At 40.9% G+C, this 26,409-nt stretch carries 20 protein-coding genes; 18 read left to right on the top strand and 2 right to left on the bottom strand.

The features are described 5' to 3' along the window. Positions 1-2 precede the first annotated feature (2 nt). The 17 genes from fdx to rluF all read left to right on the top strand — a co-directional run bounded on the left by fdx (position 3) and on the right by rluF (position 23,506). Positions 3-338 carry an ISC system 2Fe-2S type ferredoxin gene (fdx, locus tag PR834_RS09065; RefSeq protein WP_004264910.1) on the top strand — a complete coding sequence of 112 codons (336 nt, stop codon included), beginning with the start codon at positions 3-5 and terminating at the stop codon, positions 336-338. A gap of 594 nt (positions 339-932) precedes the next feature. Then, entirely contained in the window at positions 933-2,138 is a 1,206-nt protein-coding gene (locus PR834_RS09070; protein ID WP_004264908.1) for an MFS transporter, read from the top strand. A 19-nt stretch (positions 2,139-2,157) separates the two neighbouring features. Further along, the gene (locus PR834_RS09075; protein ID WP_136134217.1) at positions 2,158-2,961 is read left to right on the top strand and encodes a hypothetical protein; all 804 of its coding nucleotides are present in this window, start codon (positions 2,158-2,160) and stop codon (positions 2,959-2,961) included. 70 nt (positions 2,962-3,031) lie between these two features. Then, positions 3,032-3,232, top strand: a complete 201-nt coding sequence (gene iscX / locus PR834_RS09080; RefSeq protein ID WP_004912658.1) for a Fe-S cluster assembly protein IscX — start codon at positions 3,032-3,034, stop codon at positions 3,230-3,232. Positions 3,233-3,405: 173 nt separating this feature from the next. Beyond that, the gene (gene pepB / locus PR834_RS09085) at positions 3,406-4,701 is read left to right on the top strand and encodes an aminopeptidase PepB (protein ID WP_112308277.1); all 1,296 of its coding nucleotides are present in this window, start codon (positions 3,406-3,408) and stop codon (positions 4,699-4,701) included. Positions 4,702-4,813: 112 nt separating this feature from the next. Beyond that, positions 4,814-5,266, top strand: a complete 453-nt coding sequence (locus tag PR834_RS09090; RefSeq protein ID WP_004264902.1) for an enhanced serine sensitivity protein SseB C-terminal domain-containing protein — start codon at positions 4,814-4,816, stop codon at positions 5,264-5,266. Positions 5,267-5,582: 316 nt separating this feature from the next. Further along, positions 5,583-10,622, top strand: a complete 5,040-nt coding sequence (locus tag PR834_RS09095; protein WP_272536603.1) for an alpha-2-macroglobulin family protein — start codon at positions 5,583-5,585, stop codon at positions 10,620-10,622. A 78-nt stretch (positions 10,623-10,700) separates the two neighbouring features. Then, positions 10,701-13,022: a peptidoglycan glycosyltransferase PbpC gene (gene pbpC / locus PR834_RS09100; RefSeq protein ID WP_272536604.1), complete on the top strand. Its 2,322-nt coding sequence runs from the start codon at positions 10,701-10,703 to the stop codon at positions 13,020-13,022. A 277-nt stretch (positions 13,023-13,299) separates the two neighbouring features. After that, complete coding sequence (gene ndk, locus PR834_RS09105; RefSeq protein ID WP_004264899.1) at positions 13,300-13,725, top strand: nucleoside-diphosphate kinase; 426 nt, start codon at positions 13,300-13,302, stop codon at positions 13,723-13,725. 161 nt (positions 13,726-13,886) lie between these two features. Then, a complete protein-coding gene (locus PR834_RS09110; RefSeq protein ID WP_004912645.1) occupies positions 13,887-15,068 on the top strand; it encodes a bifunctional tRNA (adenosine(37)-C2)-methyltransferase TrmG/ribosomal RNA large subunit methyltransferase RlmN in 1,182 nt (393 codons plus the stop codon). Positions 15,069-15,270: 202 nt separating this feature from the next. After that, positions 15,271-16,215 carry a cytoskeleton protein RodZ gene (gene rodZ / locus PR834_RS09115; protein ID WP_110591955.1) on the top strand — a complete coding sequence of 315 codons (945 nt, stop codon included), beginning with the start codon at positions 15,271-15,273 and terminating at the stop codon, positions 16,213-16,215. Between the two features lie 192 nt (positions 16,216-16,407). Continuing rightward, on the top strand, positions 16,408-17,526 hold the full coding sequence (gene ispG, locus PR834_RS09120) for a flavodoxin-dependent (E)-4-hydroxy-3-methylbut-2-enyl-diphosphate synthase (RefSeq protein ID WP_004264895.1): 1,119 nt from the start codon (positions 16,408-16,410) through the stop codon (positions 17,524-17,526). Positions 17,527-17,745: 219 nt separating this feature from the next. Continuing rightward, positions 17,746-19,023 carry a histidine--tRNA ligase gene (gene hisS / locus PR834_RS09125; protein ID WP_004264894.1) on the top strand — a complete coding sequence of 426 codons (1,278 nt, stop codon included), beginning with the start codon at positions 17,746-17,748 and terminating at the stop codon, positions 19,021-19,023. Between the two features lie 10 nt (positions 19,024-19,033). Then, positions 19,034-19,657 carry a YfgM family protein gene (locus tag PR834_RS09130; protein ID WP_004264893.1) on the top strand — a complete coding sequence of 208 codons (624 nt, stop codon included), beginning with the start codon at positions 19,034-19,036 and terminating at the stop codon, positions 19,655-19,657. 20 nt (positions 19,658-19,677) lie between these two features. Next, positions 19,678-20,850, top strand: a complete 1,173-nt coding sequence (gene bamB / locus PR834_RS09135; protein ID WP_094961718.1) for an outer membrane protein assembly factor BamB — start codon at positions 19,678-19,680, stop codon at positions 20,848-20,850. A gap of 129 nt (positions 20,851-20,979) precedes the next feature. Then, entirely contained in the window at positions 20,980-22,458 is a 1,479-nt protein-coding gene (der, locus tag PR834_RS09140) for a ribosome biogenesis GTPase Der (protein ID WP_094961719.1), read from the top strand. 178 nt (positions 22,459-22,636) lie between these two features. After that, positions 22,637-23,506 carry a 23S rRNA pseudouridine(2604) synthase RluF gene (rluF, locus tag PR834_RS09145; RefSeq protein ID WP_094961720.1) on the top strand — a complete coding sequence of 290 codons (870 nt, stop codon included), beginning with the start codon at positions 22,637-22,639 and terminating at the stop codon, positions 23,504-23,506. A 121-nt stretch (positions 23,507-23,627) separates the two neighbouring features. Here the strand turns inward: rluF and PR834_RS09150 are convergent, their stop codons facing one another. Together PR834_RS09150 and hemF are read right to left on the bottom strand one after the other, a co-directional pair. Next, entirely contained in the window at positions 23,628-24,764 is a 1,137-nt protein-coding gene (locus PR834_RS09150) for a M4 family metallopeptidase (RefSeq protein ID WP_164455470.1), read from the bottom strand. A gap of 158 nt (positions 24,765-24,922) precedes the next feature. Next, a complete protein-coding gene (gene hemF / locus PR834_RS09155) occupies positions 24,923-25,840 on the bottom strand; it encodes an oxygen-dependent coproporphyrinogen oxidase (RefSeq protein ID WP_004264888.1) in 918 nt (305 codons plus the stop codon). A gap of 136 nt (positions 25,841-25,976) precedes the next feature. Here hemF and PR834_RS09160 point away from each other — a divergent pair, with 136 nt between their 5' ends. After that, positions 25,977-26,408, top strand: a complete 432-nt coding sequence (locus PR834_RS09160; RefSeq protein ID WP_004264887.1) for a GNAT family acetyltransferase — start codon at positions 25,977-25,979, stop codon at positions 26,406-26,408. Position 26,409 lies beyond the last annotated feature (1 nt).

The raw sequence follows: 26,409 nt of genomic DNA on the forward strand, positions 1-26,409 counted from the left end.
TTATGCCTAAAATAGTTTTTTTACCTCATAGTGATTTATGCCCAGACGGTGCTGTCGTTGAAGCACAAGAAGGCGAGTCTATTTTAAATGTTGCATTACGCAGCGGTATTGAGCTTGAGCACGCCTGTGAAAAATCCTGTGCTTGTACAACCTGCCATTGCATCGTTCGCGAAGGTTTTGACTCACTAGAAGAAAGTAGTGAACTCGAAGATGACATGTTAGACAAAGCATGGGGGTTAGAACCAGAAAGTCGTTTAAGTTGCCAGGCATTGGTGGCGGATGAGGATTTAGTGGTGGAGATACCACGTTATACTATCAATCACGCCCGCGAACACTGATTTTTGTCATACTTCACGCTGTAGCGTTGTTGGCTTCTTTCGCTAACCCTAGTCACATACTTATGTATGCTCCTAGGGATTAGCTCAATTGCCGCCTAGCTACAACGTGAATTATTTAAAAAATCAAAATACATGTCATGCTTCACACTGTAGCGTTGTTAGCTTCTTTCGCTAACCCTAGTCACATACTTTTGTATGCTTTCCAAAATACTCTCATTTGCCGTCTAGCTACAATGTGAATTATTTAAAAAATAACAGTAAATCGTCCTTAATATTTATTCATATATGTAATAAGAGTGATTTTTTGTATTTTAATATTTTCCTTGTTATTTTCTTTTGTTTTTTTGAAAGTGAAATGCAATTCTTAATATTTTATTTAATTTTAATAAATTAATTATTTATATATTATGAAATTTTTTTGTTTTATTTATTTGCTGATTTAAAGTTAGTAATTAAATTATCACTTTGTGCGCTTTGTTTTTTATGTTATAGATAATATCGATATTGAGTAGTTACCTTTGGATTAAAATACAATGATTCAATGTTTATATAAATGCTAATTAAATAAAGTTGGAGATAAAAAGGAATTTTATCATGAAATGGAAATATCGATTTGGCGCAGTGGCTGGTAATACACTTGAATATTATGATATTGCTGTTTTTGCGGCAATATCGAGTTATCTCAGCGCAGAATTAGAGCGGCTAGGCTATAACCAAGCGACAGAGATGGTATGGGGTATATTTGCTTTGCGTTTTATTATTCGGCCTGTTGGCGCTTATATTATAGGGAGGTATGCCGACAGTGTTGGTAAAAAGTCCGCATTGGTTTTAACAAGTTTTATAACAGGGACAGCTACACTATGCATGGCATTATTACCTATTAATTTATTAGGGAATTACACTCCTATTGCCATTTTAATTTTGCAAATGGCACTATCATTTAGTTTTGCAGGAGAATATCCATCATTAATTACTTACCTTTTTAATAACTCTAAGAATAATGAAAACTCAAGGTTATCAGCCATAATCAATGGCAGTACAGCATTCGGTATTATTATTTCACTTACAGTTGTATTTGCTTTGGAATTTTTTTTAGAACCAGAGATGATGCAAAGTATTGGATGGCGAGTTCCCCTGTTTTTAGGAGTGCTTAATATTGCTATTAGCTTTTGGTTTAGAATGAAATTGCCTAATAATTCAAGTGAAAAAATAAAATCAGTACCTATTAGTTATATGGATATGTTTTTTGTTTTTTTATTAACCATACCTGGAAATGTGCTCTTCTTTGTGCAGCATGTTTCAACAGCTATGTTTCTTGAAAAAATGCAAATGATAGAAGATAGGACTGTATGGGCACTGTTATTGTCAATTTTACTTCTATCTTTTATGTTAATTTGTGGCTGGCTTACCGACAAATATAATATTTTGGAAAAGGTATATAACCTCGGTGTGATAGGAATGGTGTTTTTATCAATTCCTATATTTTTATTAATTAGCAGTCAATCTATAATATTAACTATTATTTCTCAATTAATTATCAATATATATGCAGCAATGATTCTAGCAACGACCCCCTTTATGTTGTTTAAAGCGGCAAAAGGAAAGGTTGTTACACTTGCGTTAGGTTTTAACTTTACAGCAATGCTTTTTGGTGGTGTCTCACCTTTGATTACAACTTATCTTGCTAATATTAATATAGCCTATGTGGGCTTATTTCTAACATTGTGTGGTGCACTTCGATTTTTAATTTATAAAAAACCATCTAAAGATTTTGAAATAGAGACAAAAACGGGAAGTTAAACTTTATTAAGGAATTGATATGAATGCTGAAAGCCAAGTTTTTGAAGATGTATGTAGTAATTTTAAAAATGAATTTATAAATATTTTTGATTGGCATGATGTTGATGTTACCTATTTCTGTGTTGATTTAAAAAATAAAACAATGCATATAGCATCTAATAATTATGAATGGCAATTAATAAGTCTAAACAGTGGGTTGGATCTTTTGGTGGAAGAAAGATTAAAATCGAGCATCCAATATTGGAATAATTACCCAGAAGTTTTCATGAAGATTCTAGCTAAATCGAAAAAAAGTAAATTTAAAGTTGATTTTTGTAATAGATATGGGAGTACATTTGAAATTACTACTGTAAATTCAAATAAGCAGCTCACATTATCTGAAATGTTATCTATTTATAAGCATCGCCCCATGATTTCTGAGTATGCCCACCAGCTTTGGAAAAAAAATCCTGACGTTACTTTACCGATGAGAGCGAATATTCCTATAAAGGCACAATTATTAGGGCAAACAAAGAATGTTGCACCGGAACTATTAAATCCTCAAAAATATATGCGTTTTGGCCATATTCGTTTTACACGAAAAGAGATGATAACCATACGCCTACTGCTTTCGCACTGTAAGGTAAAAGAAATCAGTTATATTCAAGGTTGTTCAGAAGCCAGTGAAAATAGACGAATTCAAAAGATCAAAGAAAAGTTGGGTTTCCCTTATGTTTCATCAAGCGGCTTGTTTACAGCATTAAAAGAGCAAGGTATTACACTAGCTTGTTTGGAAACACTTATCGATTTACCTCTCACAAACAGTATAATGAAGAATAACTGAAAAAGATCCGTTGGTATGATTCAAAGGGCTATAATTCGAAAAATAGTTGTTCATATAATGAGAGAAAATGATGAGTTTAAAATGGTCAAATAGCCGTGAAATCGGTGAAGCACTGTATGACGCATTTCCAGATGTTGATCCAAAAACGGTGCGCTTTACCGATATGCACCAGTGGATTTGCGATTTAGAAGAATTTGATGATGATCCGCAAAAATCGAACGAGAAAATCCTAGAAGCGATTTTGTTAGTTTGGCTGGATGAATTCGAATAAGTAGGGTTTTCCCCTAAAAACCGAGTGACTGCCAGAAATAGTGCTCGGTTTTTTATTTTATATCAGCACTATAATGATATCCCTATTGGTATTTATCAGTTAAGGTAATGCCATCTGCCGACAGAATAAATGGGCTTTTACTGTCTGCAAAAATAGACAAAGTGAGAAAAACGATGACAAAACAAATTATGCCAGTAATGATTTCTTGTGAGCCTGCTGCACCTTGTTGGGGCGAAGGCGCATTGTTAAGCTCTAGCGATAAAGGGATGACAATCCACCTGAAACATGCAGGTAAATTATGTGCAGTACAAAGCGCTGGCCGTAAATTAGATGGCCAAGGGATCCGCAATGTAGCTTTGGCTGGCGAAGGCTGGGATTTAGAAAAAAGCTGGGCATTTTGGCAAGGTTTTCGTGCGCCAAAAGGGGCTAGAACGATTGAATGGCCAGTGTTGCCAGAAGCGGATCGTAAAGAGTTAGAAAACCGTATTCGTACCATTGATTGGGTACGTGATGTGATTAACGCACCGGCAGAAGAGTTAGGCCCAGAACAACTCGCACAACGCGCCATCGATTTACTCTGCACTGTCGGCGCACAAGACATTAGCTACCGTATTATTAAAGGTGATGATTTATTAGAACAAGGTTATACCGGTATTCATACGGTTGGTCGTGGTTCAAGTCGTCCACCTGTATTTTTGGCGTTGGATTACAACCCAGGAGCCAACCCAAATGCCCCTGTATTTGCTGCGTTAGTGGGTAAAGGAATTACTTTCGATTCAGGCGGCTATAGCATCAAACCATCATCCTCAATGAATTCAATGAAAGCCGATATGGGCGGTGCAGCAACATTGGCAGGTTCATTGGCATTGGCGATTTCACGTGGCTTACAAAAACGTGTGAAAATGTTCCTGTGCATTGCTGACAATATGGTTAGCGGCAATGCATTCAAATTGGGTGATATTATTCGTTACCGCAATGGTAAATCCGTTGAAATAATGAATACAGATGCTGAGGGTCGTTTAGTCCTAGCCGATGGCCTGATTGATGCGAGCAAAGAAAAACCAACGTTAATTATTGATGCAGCAACCTTGACGGGCGCAGCGAAAACTGCCGTGGGTAATGACTACCATTCTGTATTGAGTTTCGATGACAAGTTAGTTGCTGATTTAATGAACGCTTCAGACGCTGAGTTTGAACTGTTCTGGCGTTTACCACTGGCAGAGTTCCATCGCCAGCAATTACCGTCTAGTTTTGCGGATTTGAACAATATTGCGGCACCATCGCACACAGCAGGCGCAAGCACCGCTGCGGCATTTTTATCGCATTTTGTCGAAAATTATCGTCAAAATTGGGTGCATATTGACTGCTCAGCGACTTACCGTAAATCTGCAGTTAGCTTATGGGCAGAAGGCGCAACGGGTACAGGTGTAAGAACATTAGCTAACTTATTAATCAGTAAATCAAAGTAGCGAATGTTTGATTGATAACAGGCACGGGAAGGTGACTTTTCGTGCCTATTTTTTTACCTTGACGTATTTGCGAGTATAATAAGCGATTATTTTTAATAGCAGGGGATTGGCAATGTCGCAGCAATCGAATAATAACAGTTCCAACCAAGAAACTGAGATCCAATTTACTGAATTAACAGTGCCGAAAGGCTCATCACTTAAATTAAGTGTGTTAGAAGATCAGCCACAAGCCATTGTTGACGCGCTTACTGAATTTTTTAAACAACACAAAGTGGTCAGACGCGGTTTCATGGTCTCCGCAACAGAGAGCGATTCTGCTAAAGAAGCGCCTATCTTAATGATAGCGTTGGAGTTTACCACAGGAGCAGAAAATATTGATTCAATTATCCATGGGGCTGGGACGCTTGCTTGTGAGTTTTTAGCTGATGACGAGTCTATTGATTTTTGTGTGGTGAATGAAAATGAACAAGGTGTTAGCCATTTTATTACTCAACACGTTCAGCCTTTTTACCAGCGTCGTCTTGGTAGCTTCTTGCGGGACACAATCCCAGTAAAAAACACCTAATAATTCCATGTATAGAGTGAGGGAAATATTTTTTCTCACTCATAAAATGCATATTGCTCATTTATTAAATATATATTCTGCTTACTATTTAAAAAATATTATTTCATTTCTCTGTTTTTCTCTCCCATCATTTTTTCCGTTTTGTCTGATAGGTGTTCTAATCACATTCTGTTAAATTGTTTCGATAATTGAAATAATATCAGCAGTATTTATCTGTGTGTGTTTTTAAACATTTCTAAGTATGTAGAGGGTTTTAATCTCCTGTTAAAACCTTAAAAAACAGAATCAATTTTAACTAATTAAAGGGCGGGCGGTAATGAAACAACAATCAAGTTGGGCTTCATTGGCGGGTCTCAAAACCAAAAAGCGTTATTTAGCACTTGCGTTGGCATCGGTAGTGGCATTGGCTGGTTGTGATAATACAGATGAAACAACCAAAAATGAGCCAAATGTTTCAACCACAGCGCCAGAAAATCAAACCAAAACAGCGCCAGTTGCAGAGCAGAAAAAAGCAGCACCGAAACTTTCCACTGAAGAAATGATAAAAAAATACGCAGGGAAAGATTTAACTATTTTGGATGCATCTGAATTACAGCTTGATGGTGCGAGTGCCATGGTGGTGACATTCTCGGTTCCACTACAAGCAAACCAAGACTTTGGCCAGTACATTAACCTCATTGATGTTAAAGCGGGTAAGTTAGATGGCGCTTGGGAACTGTCTGATAACCAAATGGAACTCCGTTTTCGCCATCTTCCGCCATCTAAAGAGTTAAACTTAACCATTAACCCGGGTATTAAAGCGGTTAATGAGCGTACGACGACCGAAAATTTTGAGAAAAAATTGACCACTGCACAAATCATCCCAACCGTTGGTTTTGCAAGTAAAGGCTCTTTATTGCCTAGCAAGGTTGCTCAAGGCTTACCTGTGATTGCCTTGAACGTTGATAAGGTCGACGTCAATTTCTTCCGTGTGGATGAAAAGCAATTACCACAATTTTTAGCACAGTGGCAGTATCGTAGTAATTATGAGTATTGGTATTCCGAAGAGTTTCTTGACAAAGTGGAGTTGGCTTATACCGGCCGCTTTGACTTAAATCCAGATAAAAATACCCGCCAAACCATTTTACTGCCGTTGAAAGATGTCAAAGAGTTACAGCAAGATGGCGTGTATTTGGCCATCATGCAAAAAGCAGGCAGCTATAGTTATCAATTCCCTGCAACTGTCTTCACATTGAGTGATATTGGTGTATCACTACACAGTTACCAAGACCGTGTCGATGTTTTCACTCAATCCTTAGCGAAAGGCTCTGCAATTAAAGGCGTTGAGCTGCGTATTTTGGATGAAAAAGGCCAGTTAGTAACAAAAGGTACGACAGATGGCGATGGTCATGCTCAGCTAGATAAATTAGCGGGTGGAAAATTATTGCTGGCAACCCATGAAGGGCAAACCAGTATGATTGACCTCACTCAGCCAGCACTTGATTTATCTGAATTCGATATTTCAGGGCCAGAAGGCTACGCAAAACAATTTTTCACCTTCGGTCCTCGAGATTTATATCGCCCAGGTGAATTATTGCTGGTAAACGGCCTATTGCGTGATGGCGATGGTAACCCAGTCAAAACTCAGCCAGTTAAAGTTGATGTATTAAAAACTGATGGGCAAGTGGTTCGCAGTTTTGTTTGGCAACCAGAAGAAAACCAAAATGGCTTGTATCAATATCAATTTGAAATTCCTAAAAATGCAGAAACAGGCGGTTGGTCGCTTCGCTTTGATTTAGGTGATGGTTCACCACTGCGTTATTACAAATTTAATGTTGAAGATTTCATGCCAGAACGTATGGCACTGGAAATTGAGGGCAGTGATGTTCCTCGTTTAACAAGTCAATCTGTCGATTTTGATATTCAAGGTCGTTATTTATACGGTGCGCCAGCGGCTGATAACCAGCTACAAGGGCAAATTGTCTTAAAAGCAGCTCGGGAAGCGGTCGCAAAATTACCTGGTTTTGAATTTGGTGCTGTCAATGAAGAAGGTTTACCACGTAAGTTGGACGAGTTTGACTTGACGCTGGACAGCAACGGTGAAACCGTGATTTCAATTCCAAATAGCAATTGGAGTTCAACACGTTCACCTATTTCGGCTGTGTTACAGGCAAGTTTGCTTGAGGCTGGCGGACGTCCTGTGACGCGCCGTGCCGAGCAAGCCATTTGGCCTGCGGAAAAACTGGTCGGTATTCGCCCATTATTTGCGAAAAAAGAAATTTATGATTACCGCACTGACCGTTATGTAAAACGTCACAATGTGGATGAAAATTCACTCGCAGAATTTGAATTAGTCATGGCTGATGCCGCAGGTAATAAACTGGCAGCAGAAAACTTAACCGTGCGTTTAGTGTATGAGCGTCGTGATTATTACTGGAGTTGGTCTGAAAGTGGTGGTTGGTCTTCAAATTATGACCAAAAAGACCTCGTTATGGCGAATGAAAATATTGCTATTGCCAAAGACGGAACGGCGAAAGTGTCTTTCCCTGTGGATTGGGGGGCATTCCGCCTAGAAGTTGTTAACCCAGAAAATCAGCTAGTGTCGAGCGTCCAGTTTTGGGCAGGGTATTCATGGCAAGATAACACAGGGGGAAGTGGCTCAGTTCGTCCTGACCAAGTGAAACTCAGCCTGAATAAGCCTGCGTACTTACCGGGTGAAAAAGCTAAAGTTCGCATTGAATCTCCTAAAGCCGGTAAAGGGTATATATTGCTCGAATCGAGCAACGGTCCATTGTGGTGGGAAGAAATTGATGTGCCAGAAAAAGGCTTAGACGTTGAAGTCCCAGTCAATAAAGAGTGGGCTCGTCATGACTTGTACGTCTCAGCAGTTGTGGTGCGCCCAGGAGACGATTCTAAAGAAGCAACGGTAAAACGTGCGGTGGGTGTGTTGCATTTACCAATCGCAGATGAAAACCGTAAGATTGCTTTAGCACTCTCCGCGCCAGATAAAATGCGTCCAAACCAAGACTTAACGGTAAAAATTAAAGCGACAGCACAAGATGGCAAACCGTTACCTGAAAAAGTGAATGTGTTGTTATCTGCGGTTGACACTGGCGTATTGAATATCACAGATTTCAAAACCCCAGACCCGTATGATGCCTTTTTTGGCCGTAAGCGTTATAGCGTTGACCAATATGACGTTTATGGTCATTTAATTGAAGGACAAGGTAAGGTTGCTAACTTGCGCTTTGGTGGTGACAGCGAGGATGCTGCATTAGAGCGTGGTGGTATGAAGCCACTCACTGAAGTGCAAATTATTGCGGAGCAAGCCAAACCTGTCACATTAAATAAAGACGGCGAGGGTGAAATTAGCCTCGCTATCCCTGATTTTAACGGGGAATTACGTGTGATGGCCCAAGCATGGAATGAAAAAGAGTTCGGCCATGCGGATAGCAAAGTGATTGTGGCGGCACCATTAGTGACACAAATGTCGATGCCACGTTTTATGGCTGGTGGTGATAAGTCTTACTTTGCGCTTGATTTGACCAATATGACGGATAATACACAAAATGTGACCGTCAATTTCAAGGCATCAGGAATGGTGAAACTTGATGGTGTCAGCAGCCGTGAGTTGGAGTTACCAAAAGGCAAACGTACCACGATTAATCTACCTGTCAGAGCAGACTACGGCTTCGGTGAAGGCGAAGTGTCAATGACCATTAATGGTGTGAAAATTCAAGGCGAAGCCAACAAAGATTACAGTAATAGTTGGAAAGTCGGGGTTCGTCCGGCACAACCAGCAGAAACTGTTTCTTTTGCAACTGCTATTGAGCCAGGCACCTCATGGGCGTTACCGACTAACCAAATTGCCGGGTTACAGCCCGATACTCTAGAAGGGCAAGTGTTATTAACTAGCCGTCCTCCGCTAGATATTTCTCGTTATATTAGAGAGCTATTTGCTTACCCATATGGCTGTTTAGAGCAAACTATCAGTGGGTTATATCCATCATTATTCTCAACTCAAGCTGAGCTAAATAAGATAGGAATTAAAACGCAAACAGATGCAGATCGCCATAAAGCGATTGAAATTGGTATTCCGCATTTGTTAAGTATGCAACGTAATGATGGCGGTTTTTCGTTATGGGATAGAAACGGTCGCGAAGAGTATTGGTTAACCGCATATGCGGCGGATTTCTTGAATAAAGCGAATCAGCGTGGGTTTACGGTTCCGCAAGACGCTATCAGTAACGCAAACACGCGCTTATTGAGCTATTTACAAGATGGCAACCAAATCAATTATCCTTATACGGAAAATCAGGCAGGTGCGCGTTTCGCAACTCAAGCCTACGCTGGCTTAGTGTTGGCGTCACAGCAAAAAGCACCTCTAGGTGCATTACGTCAGCTTTATAACCAAAGAGATCATGCCGCTAGTGGTTTACCGCTCGTTCAGCTTGGTGTTGCATTGAACTTGATGGGGGATAAATCACGTGGTGAGAGCGCGGTGATTGACGGACTGAAAAAACAACGTAACCGCTACAGCTATGTAGGGGATTACGGTTCGGTGATCCGTGATGACGCGATGATTGTTGCGCTATTAAATGAATATAATTTAATGCCAAAATCCCGTGACCAAAAACTACAAACTTTGTCTAATAACTTGACTTCTCAACGTTATTTCTCGACACAAGAGAGCAATGCGTTGTACTTAGCGGGCCGTTTCTACTTAAATGAAAGTGAAGCTCCATGGAAAGCAACGATTAATGGCCAAGAACCTCCGATGGTTTCAGATAAACCCGTGAGTGAGTTCTTGAGTAAAGCACAATTAGAAACAGGTTATAGCATCGAAAACACGGGAACCAATACGCTATACACACGCCTAAACGTGATGGGTTATCCACAACATTCGCCGAAGCCAAGTTCGAATGTGCTGGGTATCACTCGTAGTTACTATGATATGAAAGGTAACCGCATTTCGTTAGATAGGCTAAGAAGCGGTGAAATGGTGGTGGTTAAATTGGAAGTTCAAGCATCCCAAAGCGTACCAGATGCGCTAGTGGTTGACTTACTACCAGCGGGCTTAGAACTGGAAAACCAAAATTTAGCGAACAGTAGCGCTAATTTGAGTGAGTCTGCGCCGAACCTGCAAGAACTGATTGATGATATGCAGCAATCACAAATTCGCCATATGGAATACCGTGATGACCGTTTTGTGGCTGCCGTTGAAGTTCAGCAGTATCGCCCAACGACATTAGTCTACTTAGCACGTGCAGTGACACCGGGTGTATATAGCATTCCAGTACCACAAGTTGAATCAATGTATGTCCCTGATTGGCGCGCGACGGGTTATTCTGATGGCCAATTAGAAATCGTTCGTTAATCACCGCTAAACTGAGCCCTTATATATTGATATATAAAGTATAAGGGCTCTTTTAATTTATTTTCGGTACTCCCATCAATGAAAAAATGGTTACGCCGCACAGGCATTGCACTGGTTCTGTTGGTCATTATTTTGCCACTGGCTTTTCTAGCGGCTGATAAAATATGGCCGTTGCCGATTAAGCAAATTGAAATGGCTCGAACTGTGGTTGCTGCGGATGGCACACCATTGTGGCGCTTTGCAGACAAAGAAGGTATTTGGCGCTTTCCGGTTACACTCGATGAGGTTTCTCCTGATTTTATTGAAGCGTTATTAACGTATGAAGACCGCCATTTTTATCGCCATCCGGGGGTAAACCCGTTTTCGCTAGTTAGGGCCGCGGGGCAGTTTGTGAGTTCAGGGCGTATTGTGTCGGGCGGTAGTACCATTTCGATGCAAGTTGCACGGTTAATTGATTCCCATGAAAGAACATTGGGCGGTAAGCTGAAACAGCTTTGGCGTACGGCTCAGCTTGAGTATCACTACTCAAAAGATGAAATTTTAGAAATGTATTTAAACCGTGCTCCGTATGGTGGAACCATTGAAGGTATTGGAGCCGCTAGCTGGGTATATTTGAATAAGTCACCCGTAAAATTGACGGCGAGTGAAGCGGCTCTCTTTGCTGTTCTACCTCAAGCTCCTAGCCGTTTAAGGCCAGACCGTTATCCACAAAGGGCACAAGCCGCTCGTGATAAGGTGTTAGACAGGTTAGAGGAATACCAAGTTTGGAGCCCTGAAAAAGTTGCCGATATTAAACAAGAACAAATTTGGCTAGCACCGCGGAAGAATCCGCATTCTGCTCCTTTGCTTGCAAGGCGTGTGACTAAAAATACGCAAAACCCCATCATTGAAACCACTATCGACGCCAGTTTGCAAAGGCAACTGGAAGACATGGCAATGAATTGGAAAAACCAACTACCAAAACAAACTTCACTGGGGATTTTGGTGGTTGATCATACGGATATGGCAGTAAAAGCTTATATTGGCTCAATTGATTTCCAAGATGATAGCCGTTTTGGTCATGTGGACATGATTAGCGCTTGGCGCTCTCCAGGCTCAACGTTAAAACCTTTTTTATATGCATTAGCGATGGATGATGGGCTCATCCATGCGGAGTCGTTATTACAAGATGTACCGAGGCGCTTTAATGATTACCGTCCGGGGAACTTTGACAGTGGTTTTAATGGGCCAGTGAGTGTTAGTGATGCACTCGTTCGTTCATTAAATTTACCCGTGGTTCAGTTATTAGATGTGTATGGCAGTAAACGATTTACGGCTCAACTGCGTAATGTTGGGACTGAGCTGCGCTTTCCGTTAGGGAGTGAACCAAACTTGTCGCTGATTTTAGGCGGCACAGCCACACGGATGGAAGATTTGGTTTCCGCTTACAGCGCATTTGCGAGAAAAGGTTATGTGTCGCCGCTACGTTTTAAACCAACCGATGAAATTCGCGATAGAGCGCTGATGTCACCGGGAGCCGCGTGGATAGTGCGCCGTATTATGGGCGGGGAAGCACGCCCTGTTCCTGAGGCTAATTTATCAGGGCAACTTAATTTAGCATGGAAAACGGGAACCAGTTATGGTTATCGAGATGCGTGGGCGATTGGTGTTAATCCGCGTTATACCATCGGTGTTTGGGTCGGACGACCGGATGCAACGCCTGTTGCAGGGCAGCTAGGCTTTGCCACTGCTATCCCGATTATGAATCAAATCAATGGAATGTTACTGAGCAAAATTTACCTATCTCATGAACCGTTACCGAAAGATGTGAAGCCTGCCAGTGTTAGCCAAGCAGTGATTTGCTGGCCGGGAGGAACGGCATTACTGAAAGATGATAATAATTGCCGCCAAAGGCGCCTAAGTTGGATCTTGGATAATACGATCCCACCCACTTTAATGGCACGAGACCAAGAGTCACTCTTAGGGTTAAGACAAAAAATCTGGGTAAATAACAAAGGGCTACAAGTGGCGGCAGATTGCCCGAATGCACAGGAAAAAGAGGTACATTTATGGCCGATCACGGTGGAGTCATGGTTACCGAGTAGTGAAAAACGGGAAAATCGATTACCTAAAGCAGATTTAGCTTGCCCTCCATTGAAGTTAGAAACGCCGCCATTATTGATTTCCGGTATACGTGATGGTGAAGTATTACAGCGCTTGCCAGGAAAAACCAGTTTAGATTTGCGTTTAGTCACACAGGGTGGGCAGGGGCAGAAATGGTGGTTCTTAAATGGAGAACAGGTGAACACAACAGAGCAAAATGGTTCTATTTTGCTGACACTCGATAAAAGTGGAAACTACCAAATTTCAGTATTGGATTTAAGCGGCCAAGTGACGGCAATGAGTTTTAGAGTGAAGTAATAGATGAAAAACGTGACTTACCCGAAAAAATAGTGTTTTTTGCTATAAAAAGTTTAACAAAATGTTGTTGTGACTGTAGGAAATTGTAATCAGAGCCCCTATAATCATCGCCTTATTTTTCTTTTTCCTAGACATGGTTGCTTTTGAAGTTTAAAAGCCTAACAATAGAATTAGAAATAATATAAAAAACTACAACATGCCTATTTTAAGTTCTTGCATCCTAAGTTACAGGGAAGAATAAAGAATAAAGGCCTAATGAATCGCTAAGAGGTTATTTATGACTGTTCAACGTACATTTTCTATTATTAAACCAAACGCTGTGAAGAAAAACGTTATTGGTGCAATTTACAACCGTTTTGAAAGCGCGGGTTTCACAATCATCGCTGCTAAAATGATGCATTTAACTCGTGAGCAAGCTGAAGGCTTCTACGCTGAACACAAAGGCCGTCCTTTCTTTGAAGGTCTGGTTGAATTCATGACTTCAGGCCCTATCATGCTGCAAGTGTTAGAAGGTGAAAATGCAATCCAACGTCATCGTGACCTGATGGGCGCAACTAACCCAGATAACGCGTTAGCAGGTACTTTACGTGCAGACTACGCAGACAGCTTCACTGAAAACGCAACTCACGGTTCAGACTCTGAAGAATCTGCTGCTCGTGAAATCGCGTATTTCTTCACTGCTGATGAAATCTGCCCACGCTAAGACTTCTTTAACTAATGCATTAGCATTATTGTTATAAAGTTTGTACAATGCGACGCCCTGCTATGATTAGCGGGGCGATTATATTTTTAAGACTGCAAAAATTACGTCGTGCTATACTCATTACTAGCACTGCCGAAAGTGTAACAACGAGGCAATACACCATGTCTGATATGACGACAGATGCACAATGTGCAACTTCTTCTGCTATTTCTGTCACGCCAGAAAAAACGAATCAAAAAACCAATTTACTTGATTTAAACCGCAAGCAAATGCGTGAGTTCTTTGCCCAAATGGGTGAAAAACCGTTCCGCGCGGATCAGGTCATGAAATGGATCTATCATTATTGCTATGATGATTTTGACCAAATGACCGATATTAATAAAGTTCTTAGAGCAAAACTAAAAGAAGTCGCGGAAATCCGTGCACCGGAAGTCGCTGACGAACAGCGCTCATCAGATGGTACCATTAAGTGGGCTATCAAAGTGGGTGACCAACTGGTTGAAACTGTATATATCCCAGAAGCAGATCGTGCAACATTGTGTGTCTCTTCACAGGTTGGTTGTGCGCTGGAGTGTAAATTCTGTTCCACGGCGCAACAAGGCTTCAACCGTAACTTACGTGTTTCGGAAATCATTGGTCAGGTTTGGCGAGCTGCAAAAATTATTGGTTCACTGAAATCCAGTGGACGCCGTCCAATTACCAACGTTGTAATGATGGGAATGGGTGAACCATTACTGAATTTGAATAATGTCGTCCCTGCGATGGAAATTATGTTAGATGACTTCGGTTTTGGTTTATCTAAGCGCCGTGTCACGATTTCCACTTCCGGTGTTGTACCTGCACTGGACAAATTAGGGGATATGATTGATGTCGCGTTAGCGATTTCATTGCATGCGCCAACAGATGATATCCGCGATGATATCGTTCCAATTAATAAAAAATACAATATTGAAACCTTTCTCAACAGTGTGAATCGTTATTTAACGAAATCGAATGCCAATGCAGGACGAGTAACCGTTGAGTATGTGATGTTAGATCACGTGAACGATAGTGTTGAACAAGCTCATCAATTAGCGGAATGTTTAAAAAATACACCGAGCAAAATCAACTTAATTCCATGGAACCCGTTCCCTGGAGCGCCATACGGTAGAAGTTCGAATAGTCGTATTGACCGCTTTTGTAAAGTATTGATGGGATATGGTTTTACTACGATAGTACGCAAAACACGCGGTGATGATATAGATGCAGCTTGTGGGCAACTTGCTGGCGATGTGATCGACAGAACAAAACGAACGTTGAAAAAACGCTTAGCAGGGGAACCTATCAAGGTAAAAACAGTCTGATTTATAAATATGTTTGAATCAGTGAATTAAGTTATGGTTTAGGGCGTTTTAGAGTTAGGCAAAACGCCTTTGTTCACCTACAATAGTAGAAGCAATAAGAAAAATTTAATTGTTGTTTCAACATGATGATAAATTATTGACGAGTAAAGCTGCTCAATGCTTGCTTTATATATTTTTAACTTGGAAATAGTGTTGCCAGCAAATGACTATCGAAAATAATACCGAACAGACTACGACGACAGTAGGACAATTATTGACGCAAGCACGTGAGCGCATGGGGCTAACCCAAGATGTTGTTGCAGAGCGATTATGCCTTAAAATCAGTACGGTAAAAGAGATAGAACAAGATATTGCTCCCGCTGGTGTAGAACCGACGTTTTTACGTGGTTATATTCGCCTTTATGCACGCATGGTAGGTATACCAGAAAGCGAATTAAAAACGTATATGAAAACGGAAGAGCCCGTCACATTAGCCAAAGTTTCTCCTATGCAAAGCTATTCTTTAGGGAAAAAGCGTAAAAAGCGCGAAGGTTGGTTAATGAAACTGACTTGGTTGATTGTGATCGTCCTCATTGCAATGGTTGGTGTATGGTGGTGGCAAGATCATAACGCACAAAAAGATGAATTAGTTTCAATGGCAAATCAAAATGATTTGATTTTGTCTCAGCAAGATAACAGCACAACCCCCGTTGAATTGCCGGCTTCAACAGAGATAGTCTCAACGGATACAGCGCCTGTTACACAGGAAAATACACTTGAATTACAAGGCCAAGAGCCCGTATTAACGGCTGACTCTGTTACAGAGCCAGTTAGAACAATTCCATTACCGAATGCACCACAATCTTCAGTTGCATTAGACAGAACACAAAATACAGAAACGACTGAACCTGTTGCAGTGAGTAGCCAAGCTCTGGTCTTGAATTTTACTGGGCAGTGTTGGTTAGAAATTCGTGATGCGAATAATAAAATTTTATTCAGTGGTACCAAAAATAATGGGGATAAGCTGGAACTTGATGGTCCGCAACCTTATCGTCTGAACATTGGTGCGCCGGCGAATGTGACGGTACAGTTCCAAGGTAACGCTGTTGATTTAAGCCGTTTTATTAAAGCGAAACGTCCAGCAAAATTGAAGTTACCTGAAGCCTAAAAACAAATAGGCAAAAAGAAGCAAACTATATCCGAAAACATCTTTTTTGATAGGCTATGGTTTGCTTTCTTGTGTATAGTTGAGCGTATAAAAATAATCGTTAAAACTATACCACGGTAACAAAGAGTACTATAGGCACAAAAAGTACCACGGTAACAAAGAGCACATGGACGTTCGGAGAATTAAACCAAAATGCATAATGAATCACCGATAAAAAGACGTAAATCCACCCGTATTAATGTAGGTAGCGTACCCGTAGGCGATGGTGCTCCTATCGCTGTCCAGTCAATGACCAATACCCGTACAACTGATGTCGAAGCCACAGTTCGCCAAATAAAATCCCTTGAGCGCGTGGGTGTTGATATCGTGCGTGTTTCTGTTCCTACCATGGATGCTGCTGAAGCATTTAAATTGATTAAACAGCAAGTTAGCGTTCCACTGGTGGCTGATATCCATTTTGACTATCGTATTGCATTAAAAGTCGCAGAGTACGGTGTTGATTGCTTGCGTATTAACCCAGGTAATATTGGTAGTGAAGAAAGAATTCGCCAAGTTGTTGATTGCGCACGCCATTACAATATTCCTATTCGTATTGGGGTCAATGGCGGTTCCCTTGAAAAAGACATTCAAGAGAAGTACGGAGAACCAACACCTGAAGCCTTAGTTGAGTCGGCAATGCGCCATGTGGACATCTTAGATAGGCTGAATTTCGACCAATTCAAAGTCAGTGTAAAAGCTTCTGATGTATTTTTAGCTGTCGGCTCTTACCGTTTATTAGCAAATAAAATTGATCAACCTCTGCATTTAGGTATTACAGAGGCGGGTGGCGCACGTGCAGGCTCCGTAAAATCGGCAATTGGCTTAGGAATGTTACTGTCTGAAGGTATCGGTGATACTCTGCGTATTTCTTTGGCTGCAGACCCTGTTGAAGAAGTTAAAGTCGGTTTTGATATTTTAAAATCACTGCGTATTCGTTCGCGTGGCATTAATTTTATTGCTTGTCCAACCTGCTCACGGCAAGAATTTGATGTGATAGGCACGGTGAATGAGTTAGAACAGCGCTTAGAAGATATCATTACGCCAATGGATGTGTCGATTATTGGTTGTGTGGTCAATGGCCCCGGTGAAGCGGAAGTTTCTACGCTAGGTGTTGCAGGCGCAAAAACCAAGAGTGGTTTCTATGAAGACGGTAAACGTCAAAAAGAGCGCTTTGATAATGACAACATCATCGACCAATTAGAGGCTAAAATTCGAGCAAAAGCAGCGATGATGGATGAAAGCAAGCGGATTGAAGTCAACTTAAAAGATTAATTTTGTGTATTCTAATGCCAAGCGACTCATAGAGTCGTTTGGCGTATTTAGAACAAACGCTATATCAATTATCCGCATTTTTTTCTAAAATCGGTCGCTCACCGTACAAATTAACAGATAAATCCCGATTAGTATCAGTAATTGGTGTTTGTTGATTGAACCAGATGATATTTCGCTCTTATAATCAAACTAATGTAATTCTGAAAATAGAGAAATAAAGTGGGAAAAAATATCCAAGCCATTCGCGGCATGAATGATTACTTGCCAGCTGACACGCGTGTATGGCAGAAAATCGAGGCAACATTAAAAAATATTTTACAGGGTTATGGTTTTAGTGAAATTCGTACCCCGATTGTAGAGCAGACCCCGCTATTTCGCAGAGCGATAGGTGAAGTGACGGATGTCGTTGAAAAAGAAATGTACACTTTCAATGACCGTAACGATGAAAGTCTGACATTACGCCCTGAAAATACCGCAGGTTGTGTGCGTGCAGGTATTGAGCATGGTTTGCTGTACAATCAGGAACAGCGTTTGTGGTATTTAGGCCCAATGTTCCGTTATGAGCGCCCACAAAAAGGTCGTTATCGTCAATTTCACCAGTTAGGGGCTGAAGTTTTTGGTCTTGCAGGCCCTGATATCGATGCTGAAGTTATTTTAATGACAGCGCGCTGGTGGAAAGCGTTAGGAATTAGTGAGCATGTAACATTAGAGCTGAACTCGATTGGTTCATTAGAAGCGCGTGCTAATTACCGTGAGGCTTTAGTTGCTTTCTTAGAACAGCATAAAGATAAGCTGGATGAAGACTGCAAACGCCGGATGTACACAAATCCTTTACGTGTTTTGGACTCAAAAAATCAAGAAATTCAGGCTTTATTGAATGATGCACCTGAACTGTTTGATTACCTTGATGTCGAATCACGTGAGCACTTTGATGGCTTATGCAAGTTGTTAGAAGCTGCTGGGGTTCAATACCGCGTAAATCAACGTTTAGTTCGTGGTCTTGACTACTATAACCGTACTGTTTTTGAGTGGGTAACCACGGCGCTGGGTTCACAAGGCACAGTTTGTGCGGGTGGTCGTTATGATGGCCTAGTTGAACAATTAGGCGGTCGCGCAACACCTGCGGTTGGTTTTGCCATGGGTATGGAACGCATGGTGTTATTAGTCCAAGAAGTGAATCCTGAATTTACAGCGGATGCTTCAGTCGCTGACGTTTATCTCGCTTCCTTTGGCGAAAATAGCCAACAAGCAGCGATATTAGTGGCTGAAAAAGTCCGTGATGCACTACCAACACTACGGTTAATGACTAACCACGGTGGTGGTAACTTCAAGAAACAGTTAGCAAGAGCGGACAAACAAGGCGCTAAAATTGCACTGATCTTGGGGGAAGATGAAATTAAAAATAACCAAGTCACAGTGAAAGACTTACGTACTGGCGTACAAGAAACTATTTCGCAGCAACTTATGGCGTCACGCATCGCCGAATTATTAGGTTAAGGAGAGACAAGTGGAAGTCTATACAAACGAAAATGATCAAGTCGATGCGATTAAACGCTTTTTTGCGAATAATGGCGTGGCATTAGTTATTGGTCTCGTCATTGGCGTTGGTGGTGTATTTGGTTGGAACTACTGGCAGTCCCATAAAACCAATGTACTGCAAGAAAGTGCACAAAAATTTGAAACAGTAAACGCCCAATTACGTTCGGGTTCAGATCAGGCTATTGCTGCGGCGCAAAAATTCGCGGCTGAAACTGACGACGTATACAGTGCGATGATGGGTTTAGAGCTTGCGCAAATTGCAGTGGATAAAGGTGATTTAGCTAACGCACAAACTGCATTGACCAATGCATTAGCCAAAGCAAAAACTGTGGATATGCAAGATTTAATTAACTTGCGTTTAGCACGAGTACAATTGGCTCAAGGTAATGCTGATGGCGCGATAGCGTCAGTGGCAAATATTAAAAGTAAGTCATGGCAAGCAACGGCACAGGATGTCCGTGGCGATGCCTTACTCCACAAGGGTGATAAAGCAGGCGCAAAAGCCGCTTACACTCAGGGGTTAGAAAGTGAAGGCTCTCAATCTATTAGAGGTATTTTGACTCTGAAGTTGAACAACGTATCTAATTCATAAGAAGAAAGGAAACGACAAACATGCAGTTGCGCAAAACACTTTTAGTTGGCCTAGTCGCTTCAGCTTTACTTGCCGGTTGTTCCAGCGAAACTGATTCTATTATTATGGCGCCACTTCCACAGGTTGAAAATCAATTCACCCCATCAATTGTTTGGGATAAATCTGTTGGAAATGGTGTTGAACAATTTTATTCTGAATTATCACCGGTTTGGGATGGCTCAGCCGTTTATGCAGCAGACCGAAAAGGTTTAGTTAAAGCCTTTGAACTCGACAGTGGTAAAGAACTATGGTCGGTAGATTTATCTAAACGAACGGGTTTTCTTTCTGCTAATTTATCTGCATTATTATCCGGTGGTTTAACTGTTGATGGCGACAAAATCTTTGTGGGTACTGAGCGTGGAACAGTTATCGCTCTTAACAAAGAAGATGGTCAAGTCGCTTGGGATGTCGAAGTTGCAGGTGAAGCCCTTTCTAAACCTGTAGTGAGTAATGACCTTGTTGTTATTCATACCAGTAATGGTCAACTGCAAGCTTTAGACGTCAATAGCGGGGAAATCAAGTGGACTGTTAACATGGATACCCCATCGTTGTCATTACGTGGTGAATCTGCTCCAGCAGTTGCCTTTGGTGCTGCGATTGTGGGTGGGGATAACGGTCGTGTCAGTGCAGTGCTATTGTCTCAAGGCCAATTAATTTGGCAGCAACGCATTTCGCAAGTGACCAGTTCGACAGAAATCGGCCGCTTAAATGATGTCGATATGACACCAATTATTGATGACGGCAAAGTGTATGCGATTGCTTATAATGGCACATTGGCAGCACTGGATATGCGTTCAGGTCAAATCCTATGGAAACGTGAACTGGGCTCAATCAATGATATGGTAATGTCAGGTGAAAACCTGTACCTCGTTGACCAAAGTGACCGCGTATTGTCTGTTCGTAAAAGCGATGGTGTGACGCTGTGGACACAGGAAGACTTACTAAACCGCGGGTTATCTGCACCAGAAATGTATAATGGCTATCTTGTTGTCGGTGACAAAGAAGGTTATCTGCATTGGTTAGACATGAGTACGGGTGGGTTTGTTGCACAAAACAAATTAAACAGCTCTGGTATTCACAGTCGCCCAGTGGTTGCAAGTGATAAACTAATGGTTCAGACAAAAAACGGAACAGTTTACCTGTTAACACGTTAATTTTCTGACAAACCGCCAATTTATCGATAAAATCAACGGTTCCTGAACACAGGAGCCGTTTCGTTTTTTGTTTTCTGAGTTAAAGCCTCAGAATTCCTTTAGTTAATAAAAGTTGTGAGGCATCTAAGAATGATACCCGTCGTAGCGCTGGTAGGGCGTCCAAACGTAGGAAAATCCACGTTATTTAACCGTTTAACCCGTACCCGTGACGCATTAGTAGCGGACTTTCCCGGTCTGACTCGTGATCGCAAATATGGTCGTGCAGAAGTTGAAGGTCACGAATTCATTATTATCGACACGGGTGGTATCGATGGGACTGAGGAAGGCGTAGAAACGCACATGGCCGCACAGTCCTTGCAAGCAATTGAAGAGGCAGATATTGTTCTGTTTATGGTCGATGCAAGAGCAGGGCTAATGCCTGCGGATGAAGGCATTGCCAAACATCTTCGTAGCCGCAAGAAAAAAACTTATTTAGTGGCAAACAAAACAGATGGTATTGATGTCACAACAGCAATCGGGGATTTTTACTCTCTTGGTTTAGGGGAAATTCATCCTATCGCTGCATCACATGGCCGCGGTGTCACTCAGTTAATAGAACAATCGTTAAAACCTTTTGTTGCTGAAGATGAAGAAGAAGTCGAGCTGACCGAAGAAGAAGAAAATGCGGCATATTGGGCAGAGTTAGAAGCTCAAGGTGAGCTTGATGAAGACGAAGAAGATGACTTCGATCCAACAACATTACCGATTAAATTAGCCATCGTTGGTCGTCCGAATGTCGGTAAATCGACATTAACCAACCGTATATTGGGTGAAGAAAGGGTTGTTGTGTTTGATATGCCAGGCACAACCCGTGACAGCATTTATATTCCAATGGAACGCGATGAGCGTGAATATATTCTAATTGACACGGCTGGTGTGCGTAAACGCGGCAAAGTTACTGAAACAGTCGAAAAATTCTCTGTAATTAAAACATTACAAGCGATTGAAGATGCGAACGTCGTATTATTAGTTATCGACGCACGTGAAGGTATCTCAGACCAAGATTTATCTTTACTTGGTTTTATCCTCAATGCAGGTCGTTCATTAGTTATTGCGGTTAATAAATGGGATGGTATGAAGCCCGAGGACCGCGAGCACGTGAAGGATATGCTTGAACTGCGTCTTGGTTTTGTTGATTTCGCACGAATTCACTTTATTTCTGCATTGCATGGCAGTGGCGTGGGTAACCTATTTGAATCAGTGCAAGAAGCTTATGAATCTGCAACTCGTCGAGTGGGAACGGCATTATTAACGCGCATCATGAAGATGGCAGAAGATGAGCACCAACCGCCGCTTATTCGTGGTCGCCGTGTTAAAATGAAATATGCCCATGCTGGGGGGCATAACCCACCGATTGTTGTGATCCATGGTAACCAAGTCTCTGATTTACCAGACAGCTACAAACGTTATTTGATGAATTACTTCCGTCGTTCATTACAAGTGATGGGAACGCCAATTCGAATTCTGTTTAAAGAGGGTGAAAACCCATATGCAGATAAGAAAAATAAGCTAACGCCAACTCAGTTACGTAAGCGTAAGCGTTTAATGCAGCATTTGAAAAAACGTTAGTTAATAAGGCACTAATGTAGGTTTAGTTGACTGTATAAATGCATAAAGCCGTAACAAAACCATTATGTTACGGCTTTTTAATATTATTTAGATTGATACTTTAAGAATAAATATCGCCCTTACGTTATCAAAATATATCATGACGGACAGGGGGAAGAATTAAAGATTGAGGGAAATTATGGACACTCGTTCTTCTACACGTTTAAACAAATATATTAGTGAAAGTGGTATTTGCTCAAGACGTGAAGCTGACCGTTATATTGAGCAAGGTAATGTATTTATTAATGGTAAGCGTGCAGGAATAGGCGACCAAGTTTTTTCTGGTGACGTGGTAAAAGTTAATGGGCAATTAATTGAGCCGCGTAATGAAGAAGATTTAGTGTTAATCGCTCTGAATAAGCCAGTCGGTATTGTCAGTACGACAGAGAGTGGTGAAAAAGATAATATTGTTGATTATGTTAATCACAGTACCCGAATTTTCCCAATTGGCCGTTTAGATAAAGACTCTCAAGGGTTGATTTTCCTCACAAACCATGGGGATTTGGTGAATAAAATTTTACGGGCAGGAAATTCCCATGAAAAGGAATACTTAGTTACTGTCAATAAACCCGTTACAGATGAATTTATCCGTGGAATGGGTGCTGGAGTACCGATTCTTGGCACAATGACTAAAAAATGTAAGGTTAAGAAAGAAGCTCCATTTGTTTTTAGAATTACTCTTGTGCAAGGGTTAAACCGTCAAATTCGTCGCATGTGTGAACACTTTGGTTTTGAAGTCACTAAACTTGAACGCGTTCGCATCATGAATGTTAGGTTGACGGGTATTCCTGTCGGGGAGTGGCGAGACTTAACAGATGATGAATTAATTGAATTATTTGATATGATGGAAAAATCTGAGTCAGATATTAAACCGAAAAAGACACAGAAATCAGTTTCTGCTAATAAAGGTAATACAAAGCAAGCATCGCCAAGTAAACCCAAAGTAAAAACAGAAAACCCCACACGTAAAAAGTTTACACAACCAGGTAGAAAAAAGAAAAAACGTTAACGTGCAGGTTTAATGAATAAGGCTGAATAAAAGAGTTGATTAATGCTCTTTAGTATCGGCCTTTGTATTTTACAGAAAAATTAATTTCAAATGGTTTAATGCTATCTAGCAATATATTTTTTTACAGGTTTACTATCAGCCCAACATCTAACCAACTCTGTTGTGTTTTTTGCGCAATATTATCATCAAACAGTTTCTTAGCTGCACGGATCGTGGCATCAGCAAATTCGATAAATGTCGCTTTTTTTGTCACTCTATTGTCAGACACTGCTTCCAGCCAAATTTTACCGGCGATATCCCACGTATAGCCACCAAGGCTCTTAGCTAATAAGTAAAAGGCTCTATTTGGAATGCCTGAATTAATATGTACGCCGCCATTATCAACAAAAATAGGTAAATCTTGATATTGAGACATATGGCCAACTTGTGGATCTCTGACCTCATCAGAAAGATAATAAGCGTCGCCTGGATTTATCATCGAACGTAGGGCAGGTGCATTTATTTGGTCAATAAATAAATTTTCCCCAAGTAGCCAATTAGAGGTATTGGCTGTTTCATTATTTAAATATTGCTTGACCATAATCCCAAGTACATCTGCGACAGACTCATTAAGAGCACCAGACTGGAAAGAATATCTAAAATTAGCTTTTGAACTAATAAAACCATGAGCAAGTTCGTGAGCAATTATATCAATGTCGTTATAGAATGGGCCAAAAACGATTCCATCCCCGTCACCAAAGAAAATAGCTTGAGAATTCCAAAATGCGTTAGCGTAGTTTGTTCCATAATGAATAACCGCATTAATATCAGCAGAACAGCCAAAAATTTGGTCAATATTTAATTTTTCCTTGAAAAAGGTACGAATAACACCAATTGAATTAAATACTTGCCCAGCGGGTTTTGATGGTGCTTGAGTGTCTTCTTCGCACATAATTACCGCATAGTCATCATGTGGCATATGACTATCTGGAGAAAGCCCTGAACGTTCACAAATTGGCAGGTCAGAATGCCAGTGATGTTTATGTGGAATAGGGCGCTGAGCATCACGAATAAAACGGTTATAGCGCTTTCCTGTCGTATCTATAGGGCAAGATGAAAGATTATTGCGATGAAATAATGCATCTTCATGTGAATAGGTTCGGCTCATAATATCATTGATATGAGTGAGCGTTGATTTTAAGTCAGTATGACCTGCTTTAGTCACTAAATTGGCTAATAAGCAAGGTGAGAGTAAAGAACGGCCTAAAATTTGATTCATATTATAACTCCATTCAGTTGGGTGAAATGGAATCATAATCTGTTGTGATAATTTTGTAACTAGTTGATATATAAGCTTTAAAATCAATTTCTGTTATTTTATATTAGAAAGGTAGAACGGTTATCTTTCTACCTTAATTTATAAACTAATGTTATTAATTATGGCGAAACCCACTCTTTATTTAGGATTAAAAATTCAGTATAGAGAGCAGCTTCTTGGCTATTAGGTTCAGGATGATAGTCGTATTCCCAGCGGACAAGTGGTGGCATTGACATTAAAATTGATTCTGTTCGGCCTCCACTTTGTAAGCCAAATAATGTACCTCTGTCCCATACCAAATTGAATTCGACATAACGACCACGACGATATAATTGGAATTGACGCTCTCGTTCACCCCATGAATGATCTTTGCGTTTTTCAACAATCGGCACATAGGCATCTAAAAAGCCATTACCAACAGCTTGAGTGAAGTTAAAACAGGATTCAAAACCCCCTTGGTTAAGGTCATCATAAAATAGCCCACCCACACCACGAGGTTCATTTCTATGCTTCAGGAAAAAGTATTCATCACACCAATTTTTATATTTAGGATAAACATCAGTACCATAAGGGCGGCATAAATCACGAGCAACAGTGTGCCAGTGGATGACATCCTCATGAAAGCCATAAAAAGGGGTTAAATCAAAACCGCCACCAAACCACCAAACAGGCTCGCAACCTTCTTTTTCAGCAATAAAGAAACGGACATTAGCATGGGTTGTCGGAATGTAAGGATTTAGAGGGTGAATGACGAGAGAGACGCCCATTGCTTGATAGCTACGACCAGCAAGTTCAGGGCGATGGGCTGAAGCAGATGCAGGTAATTTTTCTCCTTTAATATGAGAGAAATTAACCCCAGCTTGTTCAAATAATGCCCCTTTGGTTAATACTCGGCTACGACCCCCACCACCTTCAGAGCGTTCCCATGTTTGTTCTAGAAAAGTTTCCTTACCATCTAGCTCAGTGATTTTTTGACAAATAGCCTCTTGCAAGCTTTGCAAATAGGTTTTTACACGTTCAATATCTGGGTAATTCATTGTTTTATAATAGAACCATAGGTAAAAAATAATGGTTAAAGTATACCCTTTTGCTCGAAGAAAGGCATATTGAATATTGATTGTGTGGCAAAAGCAGAGATAATGGCAGAAAGATTAGTTTAAGCAGGCAAATGAGATGGAAATACGAGTCTTTCGACAAAGTGATTATGAAGACGTCCTGACATTATGGGAGCGTTGTTCTCTTAATGAATTTTCAGGGGATCCTGAACTCGATATTGAACGCAAATTACAGTGTGGAGCAGACTTATTTCTAGTGGCTGAAGTTGCCGGGGAAGTCGTTGGCACTATTATGGGGGGATATGATGGCATTCGTGGTACTGCTGTTTACCTTGCCGTTCACCCTGAATACCGTGGCCGTGGTATTGCGAATGCATTAGTGAGTAGACTAGAAAAAAAGCTGATCGCCAGAGGCTGCGGAAGAATCGAGCTGTTAGTGAGTGAAGAATCTGATGCTGCTATCTGTATGTTTGAAAAAATGTTGTATGAAGAAGAACAACCTGAACGTTTAATTTATTCGAAAAAATTAACGCACGAAACGGATTTTTAAG

The organism is Providencia sp. PROV182 (assembly GCF_028480325.1).
GTDB lineage: Bacteria > Pseudomonadota > Gammaproteobacteria > Enterobacterales > Enterobacteriaceae > Providencia > Providencia hangzhouensis.

Coding starts and splice junctions, on each gene's coding strand:
- rluF (WP_094961720.1), top strand. CDS start 22,637: ATGGACACTCGTTCTTCTACACGTTTAAACAAATATATTAGTGAAAGT.
- ispG (WP_004264895.1), top strand. CDS start 16,408: ATGCATAATGAATCACCGATAAAAAGACGTAAATCCACCCGTATTAAT.
- PR834_RS09110 (WP_004912645.1), top strand. CDS start 13,887: ATGTCTGATATGACGACAGATGCACAATGTGCAACTTCTTCTGCTATT.
- rodZ (WP_110591955.1), top strand. CDS start 15,271: ATGACTATCGAAAATAATACCGAACAGACTACGACGACAGTAGGACAA.
- pepB (WP_112308277.1), top strand. CDS start 3,406: ATGACAAAACAAATTATGCCAGTAATGATTTCTTGTGAGCCTGCTGCA.
- PR834_RS09095 (WP_272536603.1), top strand. CDS start 5,583: ATGAAACAACAATCAAGTTGGGCTTCATTGGCGGGTCTCAAAACCAAA.
- iscX (WP_004912658.1), top strand. CDS start 3,032: ATGAGTTTAAAATGGTCAAATAGCCGTGAAATCGGTGAAGCACTGTAT.
- PR834_RS09150 (WP_164455470.1), bottom strand. CDS start 24,764: ATGAATCAAATTTTAGGCCGTTCTTTACTCTCACCTTGCTTATTAGCC.
- pbpC (WP_272536604.1), top strand. CDS start 10,701: ATGAAAAAATGGTTACGCCGCACAGGCATTGCACTGGTTCTGTTGGTC.
- der (WP_094961719.1), top strand. CDS start 20,980: ATGATACCCGTCGTAGCGCTGGTAGGGCGTCCAAACGTAGGAAAATCC.
- PR834_RS09160 (WP_004264887.1), top strand. CDS start 25,977: ATGGAAATACGAGTCTTTCGACAAAGTGATTATGAAGACGTCCTGACA.
- fdx (WP_004264910.1), top strand. CDS start 3: ATGCCTAAAATAGTTTTTTTACCTCATAGTGATTTATGCCCAGACGGT.
- ndk (WP_004264899.1), top strand. CDS start 13,300: ATGACTGTTCAACGTACATTTTCTATTATTAAACCAAACGCTGTGAAG.
- PR834_RS09075 (WP_136134217.1), top strand. CDS start 2,158: ATGAATGCTGAAAGCCAAGTTTTTGAAGATGTATGTAGTAATTTTAAA.
- hemF (WP_004264888.1), bottom strand. CDS start 25,840: ATGAATTACCCAGATATTGAACGTGTAAAAACCTATTTGCAAAGCTTG.
- PR834_RS09070 (WP_004264908.1), top strand. CDS start 933: ATGAAATGGAAATATCGATTTGGCGCAGTGGCTGGTAATACACTTGAA.
- PR834_RS09090 (WP_004264902.1), top strand. CDS start 4,814: ATGTCGCAGCAATCGAATAATAACAGTTCCAACCAAGAAACTGAGATC.
- bamB (WP_094961718.1), top strand. CDS start 19,678: ATGCAGTTGCGCAAAACACTTTTAGTTGGCCTAGTCGCTTCAGCTTTA.